Raw genomic sequence first — 14,144 nt, 5'->3', positions numbered from 1 at the left:
ATTTTATTCGTTCAAATACACTCTCGGCACTCTTTTACCTATCATGTTGGGGAGGGTTGTGAAGATGGTTCCGATCTTGTCAGCGATCTCATCCCCTGTGATCGTTTCTTCTCCCTGCTTTCCAAGGAGAACGACTTCGTCTCCTATTTGGGGGTTCTGAAGAACGCTTACATCCACCAGAGCCTGGTCCATACATATCCGCCCCACTATGGGACATCGTTTCCCGTGTATTAACACTTCCGTACCTTTTCCTGAGAGCTCTCTGGAATAGCCGTCATGATACCCCACCGGTATAACAGCGATTCTTTCATCTGCTGTAGTTTCATATGTCAAACCATAGCTGAGTTTTTTTCCGGCTGGCACGGTACGAATTGCTGATATGGCTGTTTTAAACTCGAAAACAGGCTCTATGGCGATAGAACGTACCACTTCTTTTGACGGGTACATACCCACTACAAGCTGTCCTGGCCTTACGCCGTCCATAACAAACTGGGGCAGCGCAAGAGTAGCGCCAGAATTGCAGCAATGTTTTATAGAAAAAGTAATGCCCCGCTTTTCAAGCTCGCCAATAACTTTTACAAAGGTGGAATGCTGTTCATAAGTGTATGTTAGATCCCTTGCATCTGAAATGGCAAAATGGGTAAAGATCCCCTCCAGGTTAAGCCCTGGCAAATGAGAGATCTCTTCTACCGCATCTGCCGCCTCATGAGGGAAAAAGCCTATTCTTCCCATGCCGGAATCTATCTTGACATGGCCATATGCAGGTTTCTGAAGTCTGACAGATGCATCTGACAGAGCCTTAGCTATTCCTTTATCATTAATGGCAGCTCTTATCCCTAAACGAACATATTCTTCAGCAATGCCATACGGAGAAGGCCCCAGCACCAGTATAGGGGATTCAATGCCCGATTCCCTTAAGGAAATGGCCTCATCACCAGTGGCAACCGCAAAGAAGTCTACCCCCATATCTGCCAAAACCCTGCCTATTTTATCTGCTCCGAGGTTATAGGCGTCACCTTTTACAACGCCAAAGATCCTAACGCTCTCTCCCACATGCTTTCGTATTGCCCGATAGTTATTTCTGACCTTCTCAAGGTCAACTTCCAATCTGGTAGGTCTCCACGACATCTTAAACACCTCCCGCCCATATAATCGTTATGCTGTTTATTTCTTTCTTAAAACCCTACCGGCAGTTTTTCCGGTGCAAACGCCTTTCTCGACGGTTTTAACTCCATTTACAAAGACGTATTCGATCCCTTCCGGATCCTGTTGAGGATTCTCTATAGTCGCCTTGTCCCTTACTGTTTCTGGATCAAATATGACAATATCCGCATCCATTCCTTCTCGAATTATCCCCTTGGTCTGGAGACCATAACGAGCCGCCGGGAACCCAGTCATCTTCCATACTGCCTGCTCAATGGTCAAAACCTTTTCTTCCCTTACATATTTGCAGAGCACCCTTGGGTTCGTCCCAAAGGTCCTGGGATGGGACTTGCCTCCACTTGCTCCAAAAATAGAGTCTGATACGAACATGGCTGCCGGGTGCTTCATAACATACTGCACATCGTCTTCAGACATAGCATTGTAACAAACTGTGTCCGAACCTCCATTGGCCACAATAATGTCGAAAGCCGCTTCTATTGGAGACTTGCCCATAAGCTTCCCGACTTCCGATAGGGTTTTTCCTTCACATTCCGGAGTCTTTGGAGTGTACAACAATGTTATACCTTCACTGCCGCCGCCAAGCAAGTAGTAGTTATCCCAACTTACATCTGTTTTTATTTCTCCCATGACTTGTTTTCTCACAGAAGGATCAGCCAGGCGCTCATTAAGTTTCTGCAAACCGCCCTCTTGAATCCATGCCGGCAATATGGCCCGCAACGTCGTGCTGCTGTAATCATATGGATACAGATCTAACGTCACATCCACCCCATTTGCACGGGCCTCGTCCACTTTCTGCAAGGTAGTTTGTACAAGTCCCCAGTACATCTTACCAGCCGCTTTATGGTGGGAGATTTGTACAGGGATATCATTCTTATGCCCAATGTCTATAGTTTCCATAACGCTTTCTACAACTGCTCCTGATTCACTGCGCATATGAGACAGATACAGGGCATTTTTCTTCTTCAGTGCAGTCGTTAGAGCACAAAGCTCTTCATGGCTCGAGTAAACTCCGGGAGGATAGATCAGGCCGCTGGTAAGACCAAAAGCCCCGCTATCTATGGCCTCTTCCACATAAGCACGCATTTTTTCCATCTCGTCCTGTGTAGGCTGCCTGTTTTCAAAGCCCATGACAGCAAGCCTGACCGTACCTTGCCCGACACATGCGCCTATGTTTGTTCCCAGACTCAATGTTTCCAGCTTATCAAGCCAACCCCCAAAGCTACGCCACGTCCAGTCAAGAGTTGTCCCGCCTTTAAAGAATCCAACATACTGATCAAGCATCTCGACCTTATCATCAGTCACAGGTGCCGGGCTTATGCCGCACTGTCCTATTATTTGCGTAGTTACTCCCTGTTTAAGTTTCGAAAGCATCAGTGGATCCTGCAGCAGAACAAAATCCGCATGGGTATGGCCATCAATAAACCCAGGGCATAGCACCTTGCCTTCGGCATCTACTTCCTCTTTTCCAGTCGCATCAAGAGGTACTTTCCCTACAAAATCAATGCGGCCGTTTGATATTCCGACATCAGCTTTAAACCAGGGACTGTTTGTACCATCAACTACAATGGCATTTCTAATAATGACATCAAAGTTCATTGCTGGTCCGCTCCTTAACTTCTAAAGTGTAGTTAAAAATTGTTATATGCCAATTCCCCATGAAAAAATCTTCTTAATAAAAATCTACCATGGCCCCACCACATTGGGTCCTAAAATAACAGTTGGCAGCCAACATGAAAGAGCTGGGATATACGTCGTCAGAAGAAGAACAGGAATGCCTACGAGTAGAAGAAACTTCATCATGATTGGCACTAATTCTCCATAAGAGCATCCCGACAACCGGGACCCTACAAAAATAGACATGGCAAAGGGAGGCGTTATTACACCAAGACCAACATTAAGAATGACAATAGCGCCTAAATGAACCAGATTAACGTCAAGCTCCTTCATCAGAGGCAGGATAAGGGGCACTGCCAAAATCAAAATGGGAATGCCATCAATGAACATCCCCATGATCAAAAGAAGGATATTGACCATGAGCATGATCATAATCTTGCTCTCGAAAAGCCCCAACATCCAGTTTGCGACTTCCTGAGCCACTCCAAGACGAATCAAATATCGTGCGAAGACGGTTCCAGCTGCTATTAGAACCGCAATGACTCCTATAGAAACAAGGGAACTGAGCGTAGCGTTCCAAAAACCCTTTTTAGTAAGTTCCCTATATGCGAAAAGTCCCACAAAAATACAATAGATAGTAGCTATAGCTCCCGCTTCGTTAGGAGTAAAGATACCGCCGTATATGCCAACCAGAATGATGAGCGGACATCCCAACGCGGGAAGAGCTCCCCATGTAGAACTCATTATCTCCTTCATTCTCTCAGAAAAGGCGGCTGGTGGCAGTTCGTGCTCCGAAGCAATGGCCATATTCATATATTTGGGGCACAAATAAAAATTCAAAACCCCATAACCCAGAGCAATTAAAAGACCGGGGACAACTGTCGCAAGAAAAACAGCCGTCACGGACTGCTGAGCGACAAGACAATAGACGAGGGCTGGAACACTTGGGGGGATAAGATAGCCAAGAAAACTTGAAGAACAAAGGATAGCCGTGGTGTATTGGGGTTCGTATCCATACTTGGCAAGGCGAGGAACCAGCAGAGGAATAAGAGCGGAAATGCAGGGAACTGACGAACCTGTCAAAGCGCTGAGAAAGAGGGTCGCCACGATGGAGACAATTTCCATGCCCCCGCGTATCCTACCAACAAGGGCATAGGAAAAACGAACGATCCGATCAGCCAGCCCCGCTTCAGAAATAAGGCTTCCCGCATACACAAAGAACCCAATTGCCATTAGGACTTCACTAAAGAGAGAGTGGTAAAAAGTTCCTGCTGTAAAAGACAGCGGCATTCCAGCCACTGAAAGTCCAATAAGAGAGCTTCCTATAAACAGCCAACCGAGGGCTACTCCGCCAAAAAGACCTAAGAAGAAAAAAACTAAAGATACAGTTAGACCCAAAGCCATTTATTTTCCCTCCTGTGAAACCGGAATTACGTATTGACGGCGATAATCTATGAACTTAACTACAACATTATGTATAGAGTGAAATATAGAAAGTACAAGCATCATAAACATACACTCAACGAGCCAGCTCGTGTTAAACCACCGTACCAGAGTTCCATACTCCGGATATGTAATTGCGCGCAGCGTAAACTTTAGAACAACTGGCAAAAATGCGAACATAATAACAATCGATATTAAATTCAATATCATAATATATATGGCTCTTGACTTTGCCATGTGTTCTCCCTTAAAAAAGGTTTCTAGAAAGACGTCAACACTTGTGTGACCCTCCACTCTTGTGGTAAGAGCGATAGCCAACAGCATAAAAAACGTAAAAAAGTACAATGCCAAATCTGACAACCACATTATTTCAAAATGCAGCCAATAACGATTTACAACTTGAGCAAAGACAAGAACTGTTGTGAGAACAAGCCCAGCTGCACAAATTGTATTTTCGAATATTTCAATAAGCCTTACAAACCGTAAGTATAAATTCTTCATCCTTACCCCTCCGTGCCCATTAAACTTATAGAAAAAGCTTTTCTATAAAAACGATGACAACACAATATTTACAGATTCCACATGTTAAAGGAATAAAAAGGGGAGAAAGCAGCTCTATATCTCCCCTTTTTATAGCGAAAAGAACTCTTCTAAACTACAAAAACAACAAGGCTAAGAAAAGGCTATTTCTTTGCTTTCGCAGCAACCTCTTCGTGGATACGATCAAGTTCGTCAAGAATGACCTGGGTCATATTCTGTCCGGGGTATTTCTTTTCAAGCCATGGCGTGCAAAGCTCTTCCCAGATTCCGGACATGCGGGCCTTGTCTCTGAAGACCTGCCGCTCTTCATCGGTCAGACGAATGATCTCAAAGCCCTCCTGCTTCTCTAATGTCGCTATATAGTCTTCCTGTGCCGCTTCCTGAATCTGCAGAAGATACTCTTCTGCCTCAAGAGCCGCCTTTTTTATAGCTTCCTTGAGATCGTCAGGAAGAGAGTCCCAGAGTTTCTTGTTCATAGCGATATTCTGAGCATCCCATGCCCATTTAAGGTCTGTAAAGTAAGGAGCCACTTCGTAGTGTCTCTCGTCAACCAGTGAGGGCCACATGGTCCAGCAGCCATCTACGACCTTTCTTGCCATGGCGTTATACAGCTCGCTCCATGGAACAGTTTCCAGGGTCATGCCCGTTCCTTCTCCCATGTTCGCGAGGCATTTTACGAAACCAAGAGAAGAAGACACTCGCAGTTTCAAGTTCTTGAAATCTTCGGGAGTGCGAATAGGCCTTTTGCTGTTCGCTATGCCGTAAGGACCCTGAGCGACATTGAAGAGAATTTTAAAACCAACTTCTGCCCATGCATCCTCCATAACCTTGAACAAAATGCCGCCGGCTGGAGAGTATGCCAGTCTCGCTTCATCAAAGTTCTCCACTGTCCAGGGCATCCAGTTCAGCATGCCGCCAGGAACCAAATTGACGTAGGGTGAAAAAACGCCCATGGCGATGCTGCCTTCCTGAACGGCGTGATATGACTCGTCGTGGTTGCCAAGAAGTCCATCGGAATAAAATTTGATTTCAATCCGACCGCCTGAATACTCCTTGACCTTATCGCAGAAGAACTCATATCCCTTGTTACTCAGAGGCCTTGACCACGGCTGTGTAAAACTCCACTCATATTCAGCTTTGGCAAAAGCCTCGCCCCCAACAAGAAGGCTAAAAACACAAAGTAAAACAAGCGCCCCTAAAAAAATATTCCTTCTCACGTTGCCACCTCCATAATATTAGTTATAATAACAAAATTACTTATAAAACATGCTTTTATAATTATGAATAAATTTAGTATTTAATAACAAATAAGCTACAAATATTTTTTGTTTTTTCATTAATGGATTTTAGGAGTTGATGTGTTGGGGAATATTTGTTGCAGAGCCTAAGGACTTTGGCGCAAAAGCGGGAAAGTGCCTTTTCGTTCTCTACATTCTTCTCCACATTGCCCCGCCCCTGGTACTCTTTGAGGAACGTACAAAGGGCTCCTTTAAAGACCACCTCTTTAGATGCGATGATGTGAACGATGAACCCCCTGACCATTCAGGGGAAAATGCTTTTGTCCGCTCTTTTGTAAAGATTACTTTATATTTGCAGATGTTAAATTTTGCGAGATCCACTTGTTAATGCCGACGTGCTTTTATGATATATGAAGCTTTTCAATTATCAATAGTAAACAAACACAAAACATCTCAAAATGTTTGTGATATAATGCCAAAGCGAAACAGTTCGTTTAGAAAGGAGTTGTTTTAACTGTTATTAAATAACAGCAGCGAAACATTATCCTCCTTTACTGTGGCATCTTTTTTAAAGATAACTCAATTTAATTCCTTCAAGCTCGTCGCTGGCAAATCCGGAATAACACGAGATATAAAAACAGTGACAGTCATAGACAACCTTAGCGGGTGGGAAAACTGGCTATATGGAGGAGAACTGGTGCTGTCTTCTGGTTTTTTCTGGAGGGATAACCCAGAAGAGCTTGAATATTTCATAAGAAAACTTTATACCCATAATGCCGCGTGTCTATGTATAAAAATTGGGCGATTTCTTGATCACATTCCTTCCAATGTGATAAAGGTCAGTGATGAACTTTCCATACCCATAATAACTCACCCCATTAATTATGGTTTTGTTGACATCCTCATTCCTACTCTATCGACTATACTTAAAAACAGAGAACTTGAGCTTCTAAAAAGCTATAAGATTAACAAGTCACTCACAAACATGGTTGCCAATGGGGCCAGCATCTCGCAAATAATAGACGCCCTTCAAATAATGACAAATGTTGATTTTGCCTTTGTCAGTCCATCTAATAATGAATGCTTCCATTCAAGTTTAGACGATAACTTTAAAAACAACATAACAAAATTACCCTTAGAAGAAAATCTCCGCCTTTATAACTGTGAAGAATTAAAATTTGGGCGAAATACCTACGGGTACCTTTTTCAAAACACTTTTAAAAAAGACACCCATTCTACGCCTCTTTTTCTAAAAAACTCTCTTATACATGGCTGCACAATACTTAAGCTCAACCTTCAGCAAAAAGTATCAAATCGCAATATCGAGCGACGTTATAAAGATGAACTTTTTTTTGACCTGCTCTTAAACAGATCAAGTATAAAAGAAGTATCTACGCTCCTTAAAAACTTTTTTGAATGGACACCTGAGGATAAATTTTTCGTGTCTATTATTCGGGTAGAAAGCAATGACGTGACCCTCACTTCTAAAGATGATTTTGACAACATAACAAATGTAGTTTCCTTAAAAATCACAAAGAATATAAAGGAACTGTATGGGAACGCTTTCAGCGCAACCCTGGCCCATTCTATAATTACCATTTCGTCCTCTGAAAAAGAGCTGTCTTTAAACCTTAGGAAAAAATTGGAAGAGCAACTATCTCAACTCTTTAATGAGATCGAGTTAGAGTTTGGCATAAAGCTGATAATGGGAGTGGGCGGAGTTTATGATGACGCCGACAAAATAAGAAAAAGCTATAAAGAGGCACAAGAGGCCTTGAATTTGGGCCACCACTCTTCCATTGTCTTTTTTGATGAACTGGGAGTACAAAAATTACTCCACTCTCTCCCCTTGAATGAGCTCAGATCCTTCTTTAACAATTATTTAGAGGAAGTTTTAGACTACGATAAGAAACACAACCTAGACCTGCTTAAAACGTTGGCAAAGCTTGTCGAAAATAACTGGAACTATAGAAGAACAGCCAAAATTCTGGGCACCCACCATAACACCGTAAAATACAGGGTGGACACTATCCAAAAACTATCAGGCTTAAGCCTCGACGATCACGAAGACCGACTGAACATCGCTTTAAGCATGCGAATTTATCTAAACCACTTATAAACACCAAATAAAGACAAAAGAGCGAGGGCGCCTTGTTATGAAGTGCACCCTCGCTCTTTTTACATCTTAAAAATCAGCTTTTATTTTCTCAGGAGTCTGCCCGCTTTGGCTGGTTTGCAAACTCCTTTTTCAACAACTTGTACGCCATTTACAAAAACATGCTCTATGCCTTCCGGATATTGCTTTGGATTATCATATGTAGCCTTGTCGATCACCGTTTCAGGGTCAAAAACAACCACATCGGCATAATACCCTTCCTTAAGGAGTCCCCTCTTCTCAAGTCTTAATACGGATGCAGGTTTACCTGTCATTTTATGAATAGCCTGACTCATGGTTAGATCTTTATTTTCCCGAACATACTTACCCAGCACCCGTGGGTACGTACCGTAGACCCTAGGATGGGGGTGAGCACCTAAGATGCCATCTGTGCAAAAATTCTGCTCTTCCCTCTGCATTATTTTAGAAATGTGTTCTTCTTTCCCGTAAAAATGCACAAGGCCCGCCGTCATTTCTTCCTCGTATAAAAGGTCGAAAGTAGCATCAAGAGGATCTTTGTTCGCCATTTTTCCTATTTCTAAAAGGGTTTTTCCTACGTACTTCGAATTCTTGTCTGTCTTAACGAAAGTAACATAAATATTTTCGACGCCATTTGCACTTACAAAGTTATCCCAGCCGGGAATTCCCTTTGCGATATCCGTTTTCATTTGTTCACGTTTGTTTTTATCTGCCAATCTTTCTAATGCCTTTTCAGTACCGCCGTTGTGAACCCAGGGTGGCAAGATCACTCCCAGCATTGTACTTCCTGCTATATAAGGATACTGGTCAAAAGAAAGAGGGATGCCGCTTAGATTGGCTTCATCTAATTTCGCCAAAACTGTATCCAGCTTATCCCAATTTCTCTTTCCCCCTACTTTAAAATGGGAAAAATGAACCCTGCACCCTGATTTTGCCCCTATTTCAAAAATTTCATCCATAGCCTCAAGAATGTAATCCGATTCATTCCGCTGGTGGGTCACAAAGAGGCCATCTGCATCTTTGAGAACCTTACATAGCTCAACAAATTCCTGGGTCGGGGCATAACAACAGGGAGGGTATATCATGCCCGTAGACATTCCATAAGCCCCCGCCTCGAGAATCTTGGCTAACAACCTAGACATTTTTGCCATCTCATCATCGGTTGCTTCACGATCATCCAGCCCCATAACACACAGACGTATATTGCCATGGGGAACAAGGTAGGCTATGTTTGGTCCCAAGTCCTGACTATCGATCCGTTCAAAATATTCTTCAGCCGTCTGCCAATCCCATGGTACATCGTAGTGACCTTCCAGTGACCCCATGGTTTTTTTCCACGGTTCCCTGTACTCCGGAATTATAGGGGCCAGAGACATCCCGTCCTGCCCTATCAATTCTGTCGTTACACCCTGCATAACCTTATTTTCTACGGCTGGTTCCTTAAGAACAACAAGGTCAGAATGGCTATGGGTATCAACAAAGCCAGGACAAACCACTTTCCCAGCGGCATCAACACTTAAACCCGTTTGCGCGTCATTCAGATCTCCAATGGCCTCAATACGAGACCCTACTATGCCCACATCGCTTCTTACCGGGTCCCCGCCATCTCCAAGGTAACAAAGTCCACCTTTAATTACTACATCGAAATACATAACCACTACCCCCTTTATGCTTTATAGTCCATGGCGTCGGCATCAACATGGATTTAGCAAAAAATTGTTTTTAAAAGGGGTCTATTTCGCACATTCTTATTATATTTTGAACTCTCACTATATTAGCACGAATAATTTATTTTAGAGCGTACTCTCTATTTGGGTGCCAACTTCACCTTTCAAGGCGGGAATGACCTGATCTAATCTGGCAATGATAGCCCTTCCTCCCCCTTTTTTTACAAAATTGAGTGCTGCCCGCACTTTCGGTCCCATTGAACCAGCCCGGAAATGCCCTTCCTCTATGTATTTTTTCATTTCCTCCAGAGTAACTTTCTTTAAAGGTTTCTGCTGGGGGGTGTTGTAATGAAGAATTGCATGAGAAACATCTGTCAATATTACGAAGATATCCGCCCCTACATCCAGAGCAAGCCGCTCGCCAGCTAAATCTTTGTCTATAACAGCCTCAACTCCATACAATTGTCCCTGATCGTTCCGACAGACAGGGATGCCACCGCCACCAGAGGCAATAACAACCGTTCCCTGGTCTACAAGGGCGCGTATCACTTCTTTTTCTACAATTTCCTTAGGCTCCGGAGAAGGGACTACTTTCCGCCAGCCCCTTCCGGCATCCTCGATCCAGCGTTCACCCCGCTCAGCCATATTCTGTTCCGCTTCTGCCTGAGTATAAAAGGGGCCGACAGGCTTAGTAGGATTTCTGAATGCCTTATCGTGAGGGTCCACTTCAACTTGAGTAACAATACAAACAGCTTCTTTTTTAAGTCCCCGCCCGGCACATTCGTTGCGTATGCTCTGACATAGCATGTATCCGATAAGGCCCTGGCTTTCTGCCCCACAGAAATCAAGGGGCATGGCAGGAATTGCCTCTTTTGCCATCTCGTGCTGTATCAAAATGGCTCCCACCTGAGGGCCATTTCCATGGGTCAAAACTAACTCATACCCTTTTTCAACAACATCTATGAGCTGCTTTACAGTCTTATCAATATTTGTCACCTGTTCCGCCGACGTCCCTTTTTGACCAGGCTGCAAAATTGCGTTGCCTCCCAGTGCGACAAGAATCCTTTTCCCCATGCCCTCACACTCCCGTTTCTCTCATATTTTGAAGGAAATGTCCTCTTTTTTTCATCCCCACATATTCGCAATTTTCTACAATGATCTCCCCCCGGGAAATAGTGCGCCATATTTTCCCAACAACAGAGAAAACTGAGGTTTCATAAAAAGTTGGAGGCCGCAGTGCGCAAGGCGCTTCTCCAGATATAGGGGATAAAATTCAAGAAGAGATGGCAGAAAACCTACCATTAAAGGGAGAAAGGGCCGCCAATATAACAACAGGAATATTGTCCATCATACCAACCGCGATGGTCAATAGCTTTCATCCCAAATTTTCGAGGAAGAGCTTACAAAACATTAGACAACGTCATTCTAGGATAGGGCAGGATATTCAATTAAGCATAGACGTGCGTTGACAAAACGCACGTCTATGCTTTCTCTTTACGTAGATTTGGTTATGTGTTTATCCCAACACAGAACGGATAATTCCCATATAGCCGAGACAGGCCTTCTCAAGCTGGTCTATCTCAATATACTCATCGACCACATGGGCCAGAGATTCCAGGGAACCGCCAAAACCTATGGTTGGGATTCCCGCTTTTCCAGCATAGTAGCTGCCATTGGTACAGAAGGCATAGTGAGAAAGCTCTGGGTTCAAACCTGCCTCGCGCAAACCGCGCATGGCTGCGGCCACAAACCAGTTATCTTCAGGGAAAAGCCATCCTGGCGCGTAACGGGTGGCTTCTATAGAATCGCCTGTATAGCAGGTTTCCCTTCCAACCGCAAGGGATACGTTTGCTTTAAGCTGGGGATTGCGCCCCTTCTCTTCATCAATAATCTTCTGGATCTGGGCCAAAACCTCTGTATCCGTCTCGCCAACCAGAAGCCGGCGGTCATAGGTTACACGGCAGCGTTCAGGCACTACACTGGCTCCAGGATAAGGAGAAGAGATGATATCTGTCAACTCGAGGATTCCCTTGCCAAGGACCGGCTGTTCCTTTGGCTCAAACTCATTCTCTATAGCAGAAAGAAGAGGAACCATAGCCTTGACGGCATTCAAACCTACCTCTGGGTTGGAGGAGTGAGCTGATTTGCCATAAGTTTCCAAAACAACTTCTGCGCGACCACGTTGCCCTCTTTTAAGATTCAGAGAGGACGCCTCGCCGATAACAACACAGTCAGGATTCCAACGCTTGCCTATGGCCTCGGATGCAACCCCTTCAAAACACTCTTCATGGACAGAGCCCGCAACTATGATCTCGCCGTTAAGGTCTGCCTTTTCTTTTTTTATCAAGGCTGCCGCCATGATGGAAGCGGCAAGGTTTCCCTTCATGTCTGATGTTGCCCTTCCATATATACGTCCATCAACTACTTCCGCACCGAAGGGGTCGTGGGTCCACTTGGAGGGATCCACTATATCAACATGGTCCATATGTCCCTCAAAAAGTATTCGACGCCCGCCGCTGCCCAGAACAATGCGCCCTGAAACGTTTCCATAATGATCCCGCTCTACAGAGTCAAATCCTAGTTCTATCATCCTCTGTTCTACAAAATCAGCCATTTCTTTTTCCTGCCCGGAAAGACTGGGCCGGCGTATCATTTCTCTACATAAAGAAACTAAAGACTCACTCCACTCCATAGCCATTGAAATACCTCCTCACAGAAACTGGGACAAAACTATTAAACCAGTTGCCTAACCTTCAAACCTAACCACTCGCCCCGATTTCCCCTTCATAACTACTTCATCATCAACTGCGAGCTTTCCGCCTACCATGACATAAGGAATTCCTTTGGAAAACTGCTTTGGATTTTCGTAAGTCGCGGTGTCGATAACGGTTTCGGGGTCAAAGATTGTGATATCTGCCGCATAACCTTCTTTAAGAAAACCTCTATTTTTCATCTTGAAAATTGAAGCGGGCCGTCCGGTCATTTTGTGAATCGCCGTAGGAAGATCCAGAATCTTACGTTCCCGCACATAACTTCCCAACACTCTGGGGAAAGAACCATATACCCTGGGATGAGGGTGGGCTCCAAGAATGCCATCGGTGCAAACGTTTTGAAGGGGGTGGGCGAGGATTTTTTCAATGTGCTCCTCATAGCCGTAAAAATCGACCAGCCCTACCACCATTTCTTCCTCAAGAAGAACATCAAAAGCCGCGTCAAGTGGATCTTTCCCTCTCAACTTGCCGATCTCGATCATATTCTTGCCTACTACATCGGCATTTTTGTCAGTTTTAACGAAAGTTACAGATATATTTTCCATTCCCGCAAAATCAATGAAGTTATCCCATCCGGGAATGCCATTATGAATATCCTGTTTCATCCGTTCACGGGCCACGGGGTCGGCCAAACGAGCTAGTGCCTTATCTGCGCCTCCGTCATGAACCCAAGGAGGAAGAATGACGCTGAACGTCGTGCTCCCAGCGGTATAAGGGTACTGATCAAAGGAAACTGAGATTTCTCTGGATGCTATTTCCAGTTTCTCCATTACAGCGTCGAAGAGATGAGCATTCTTCTTGCCACAGAGTTTAAAGTGAGAGAAGTGGATGGGGCAGCCAGATTTCCGGCTGATCCTTATTACCTCGTCCATGGACTCCAATATATAATCTGCCTCGCTTCTCTGGTGAATCACCAGAGGAAGACCGTATTTAGTAAGCACCTTTGTAAGCTCGGCTATTTCATCCTCTGACGCGTAACTGCAAGGAGGATAGATCAAACCTGTAGATAAGCCCATCGCTCCATTTAATATGGCTTCTTCCAGGAGATTTTGCATTTTTGCGATTTCGTCCTTTGTAGCTGGACGATTGTCAAGACCCACAGCACACATACGTATATTTCCATAAGGAGCAAGATAGCCAAGATTGGGCCCAAGAGGCTGATCATCTAACCGGGAGAGATAATCGGAGGAACTAAGCCAATCCCACTCCACTTCATATTGCCCTTCCAGGCCAGCCATGACTTTTTTCCATGTTCCGACATACTCCGTCTTAACTGGGGCAAGAGACATTCCATCCTGTCCTATTATGTCTGTGGTTATTCCCTGGGTTGTCTTATTTGCAATTTCAGGTTCTACAAGTGCAACAAGATCAGAGTGGCTGTGGGTGTCGATAAATCCTGGAGCTACTGCTAAATTCCGAGCATCGATCACTCGCTTTGCTTCTGCGTTTTGCAGATTGCCTATTGCCGCTATAACTCCTGCCTCAATAGCCACATCAGAAACAAAACCAGGTTTTCCGTCTCCTGCATAACAGGTACCGTTTTTAATTAAAATATCAAACAAAATAGAACCTC

At 44.4% G+C, this 14,144-nt stretch carries 10 protein-coding genes; 1 reads left to right on the top strand and 9 read right to left on the bottom strand.

What is annotated here, in order from left to right:
* Positions 1 to 3: 3 nt before the first annotated feature.
* The 5 genes from alr to AMICO_RS01010 form a co-directional block, all read right to left on the bottom strand.
* Positions 4 to 1,128: an alanine racemase gene (alr, locus tag AMICO_RS01030; protein ID WP_013047624.1), complete on the bottom strand. Its 1,125-nt coding sequence runs from the start codon at positions 1,126 to 1,128 to the stop codon at positions 4 to 6.
* Between the two features lie 36 nt (positions 1,129 to 1,164).
* Entirely contained in the window at positions 1,165 to 2,760 is a 1,596-nt protein-coding gene (locus AMICO_RS01025) for an N-acyl-D-amino-acid deacylase family protein (protein WP_013047623.1), read from the bottom strand.
* An 84-nt stretch (positions 2,761 to 2,844) separates the two neighbouring features.
* Entirely contained in the window at positions 2,845 to 4,182 is a 1,338-nt protein-coding gene (locus tag AMICO_RS01020) for a TRAP transporter large permease (protein WP_013047622.1), read from the bottom strand.
* The gene (locus AMICO_RS01015) at positions 4,183 to 4,722 is read right to left on the bottom strand and encodes a TRAP transporter small permease (protein WP_013047621.1); all 540 of its coding nucleotides are present in this window, start codon (positions 4,720 to 4,722) and stop codon (positions 4,183 to 4,185) included. It lies immediately after the preceding gene.
* Positions 4,723 to 4,904: 182 nt separating this feature from the next.
* The gene (locus tag AMICO_RS01010; RefSeq protein ID WP_013047620.1) at positions 4,905 to 5,978 is read right to left on the bottom strand and encodes a TRAP transporter substrate-binding protein; all 1,074 of its coding nucleotides are present in this window, start codon (positions 5,976 to 5,978) and stop codon (positions 4,905 to 4,907) included.
* 577 nt (positions 5,979 to 6,555) lie between these two features.
* Here AMICO_RS01010 and AMICO_RS01000 point away from each other — a divergent pair.
* On the top strand, positions 6,556 to 8,118 hold the full coding sequence (locus tag AMICO_RS01000) for a PucR family transcriptional regulator (RefSeq protein ID WP_013047619.1): 1,563 nt from the start codon (positions 6,556 to 6,558) through the stop codon (positions 8,116 to 8,118).
* Positions 8,119 to 8,198: 80 nt separating this feature from the next.
* Here AMICO_RS01000 and AMICO_RS00995 read toward each other — a convergent pair whose 3' ends face one another.
* The 4 genes from AMICO_RS00995 to AMICO_RS00980 form a co-directional block, all read right to left on the bottom strand.
* Positions 8,199 to 9,785: an N-acyl-D-amino-acid deacylase family protein gene (locus AMICO_RS00995; RefSeq protein WP_013047618.1), complete on the bottom strand. Its 1,587-nt coding sequence runs from the start codon at positions 9,783 to 9,785 to the stop codon at positions 8,199 to 8,201.
* A 141-nt stretch (positions 9,786 to 9,926) separates the two neighbouring features.
* A complete protein-coding gene (arcC, locus tag AMICO_RS00990) occupies positions 9,927 to 10,874 on the bottom strand; it encodes a carbamate kinase (protein WP_013047617.1) in 948 nt (315 codons plus the stop codon).
* Between the two features lie 442 nt (positions 10,875 to 11,316).
* The gene (locus AMICO_RS00985) at positions 11,317 to 12,498 is read right to left on the bottom strand and encodes a YgeY family selenium metabolism-linked hydrolase (RefSeq protein WP_013047616.1); all 1,182 of its coding nucleotides are present in this window, start codon (positions 12,496 to 12,498) and stop codon (positions 11,317 to 11,319) included.
* A gap of 48 nt (positions 12,499 to 12,546) precedes the next feature.
* The gene (locus AMICO_RS00980; protein WP_013047615.1) at positions 12,547 to 14,133 is read right to left on the bottom strand and encodes an N-acyl-D-amino-acid deacylase family protein; all 1,587 of its coding nucleotides are present in this window, start codon (positions 14,131 to 14,133) and stop codon (positions 12,547 to 12,549) included.
* Between the last annotated feature and the right edge of the window lie 11 nt (positions 14,134 to 14,144).

It is taken from the genome of Aminobacterium colombiense DSM 12261, assembly GCF_000025885.1.
Classification (GTDB): domain Bacteria; phylum Synergistota; class Synergistia; order Synergistales; family Aminobacteriaceae; genus Aminobacterium; species Aminobacterium colombiense.
The sequence above is the reverse complement of the archived record's forward strand: the minus strand, read 5'-3'. Positions and strand labels throughout refer to the sequence as shown.

Bases quoted from the DNA above. Each gene is read 5' to 3' on its own strand.
- AMICO_RS01020 (WP_013047622.1), bottom strand. From the start codon at position 4,182: ATGGCTTTGGGTCTAACTGTATCTTTAGTTTTTTTCTTCTTAGGTCTT.
- AMICO_RS00995 (WP_013047618.1), bottom strand. From the start codon at position 9,785: ATGTATTTCGATGTAGTAATTAAAGGTGGACTTTGTTACCTTGGAGAT.
- AMICO_RS00985 (WP_013047616.1), bottom strand. From the start codon at position 12,498: ATGGCTATGGAGTGGAGTGAGTCTTTAGTTTCTTTATGTAGAGAAATG.
- arcC (WP_013047617.1), bottom strand. From the start codon at position 10,874: ATGGGGAAAAGGATTCTTGTCGCACTGGGAGGCAACGCAATTTTGCAG.
- AMICO_RS01025 (WP_013047623.1), bottom strand. From the start codon at position 2,760: ATGAACTTTGATGTCATTATTAGAAATGCCATTGTAGTTGATGGTACA.
- alr (WP_013047624.1), bottom strand. From the start codon at position 1,128: ATGTCGTGGAGACCTACCAGATTGGAAGTTGACCTTGAGAAGGTCAGA.
- AMICO_RS01015 (WP_013047621.1), bottom strand. From the start codon at position 4,722: ATGAAGAATTTATACTTACGGTTTGTAAGGCTTATTGAAATATTCGAA.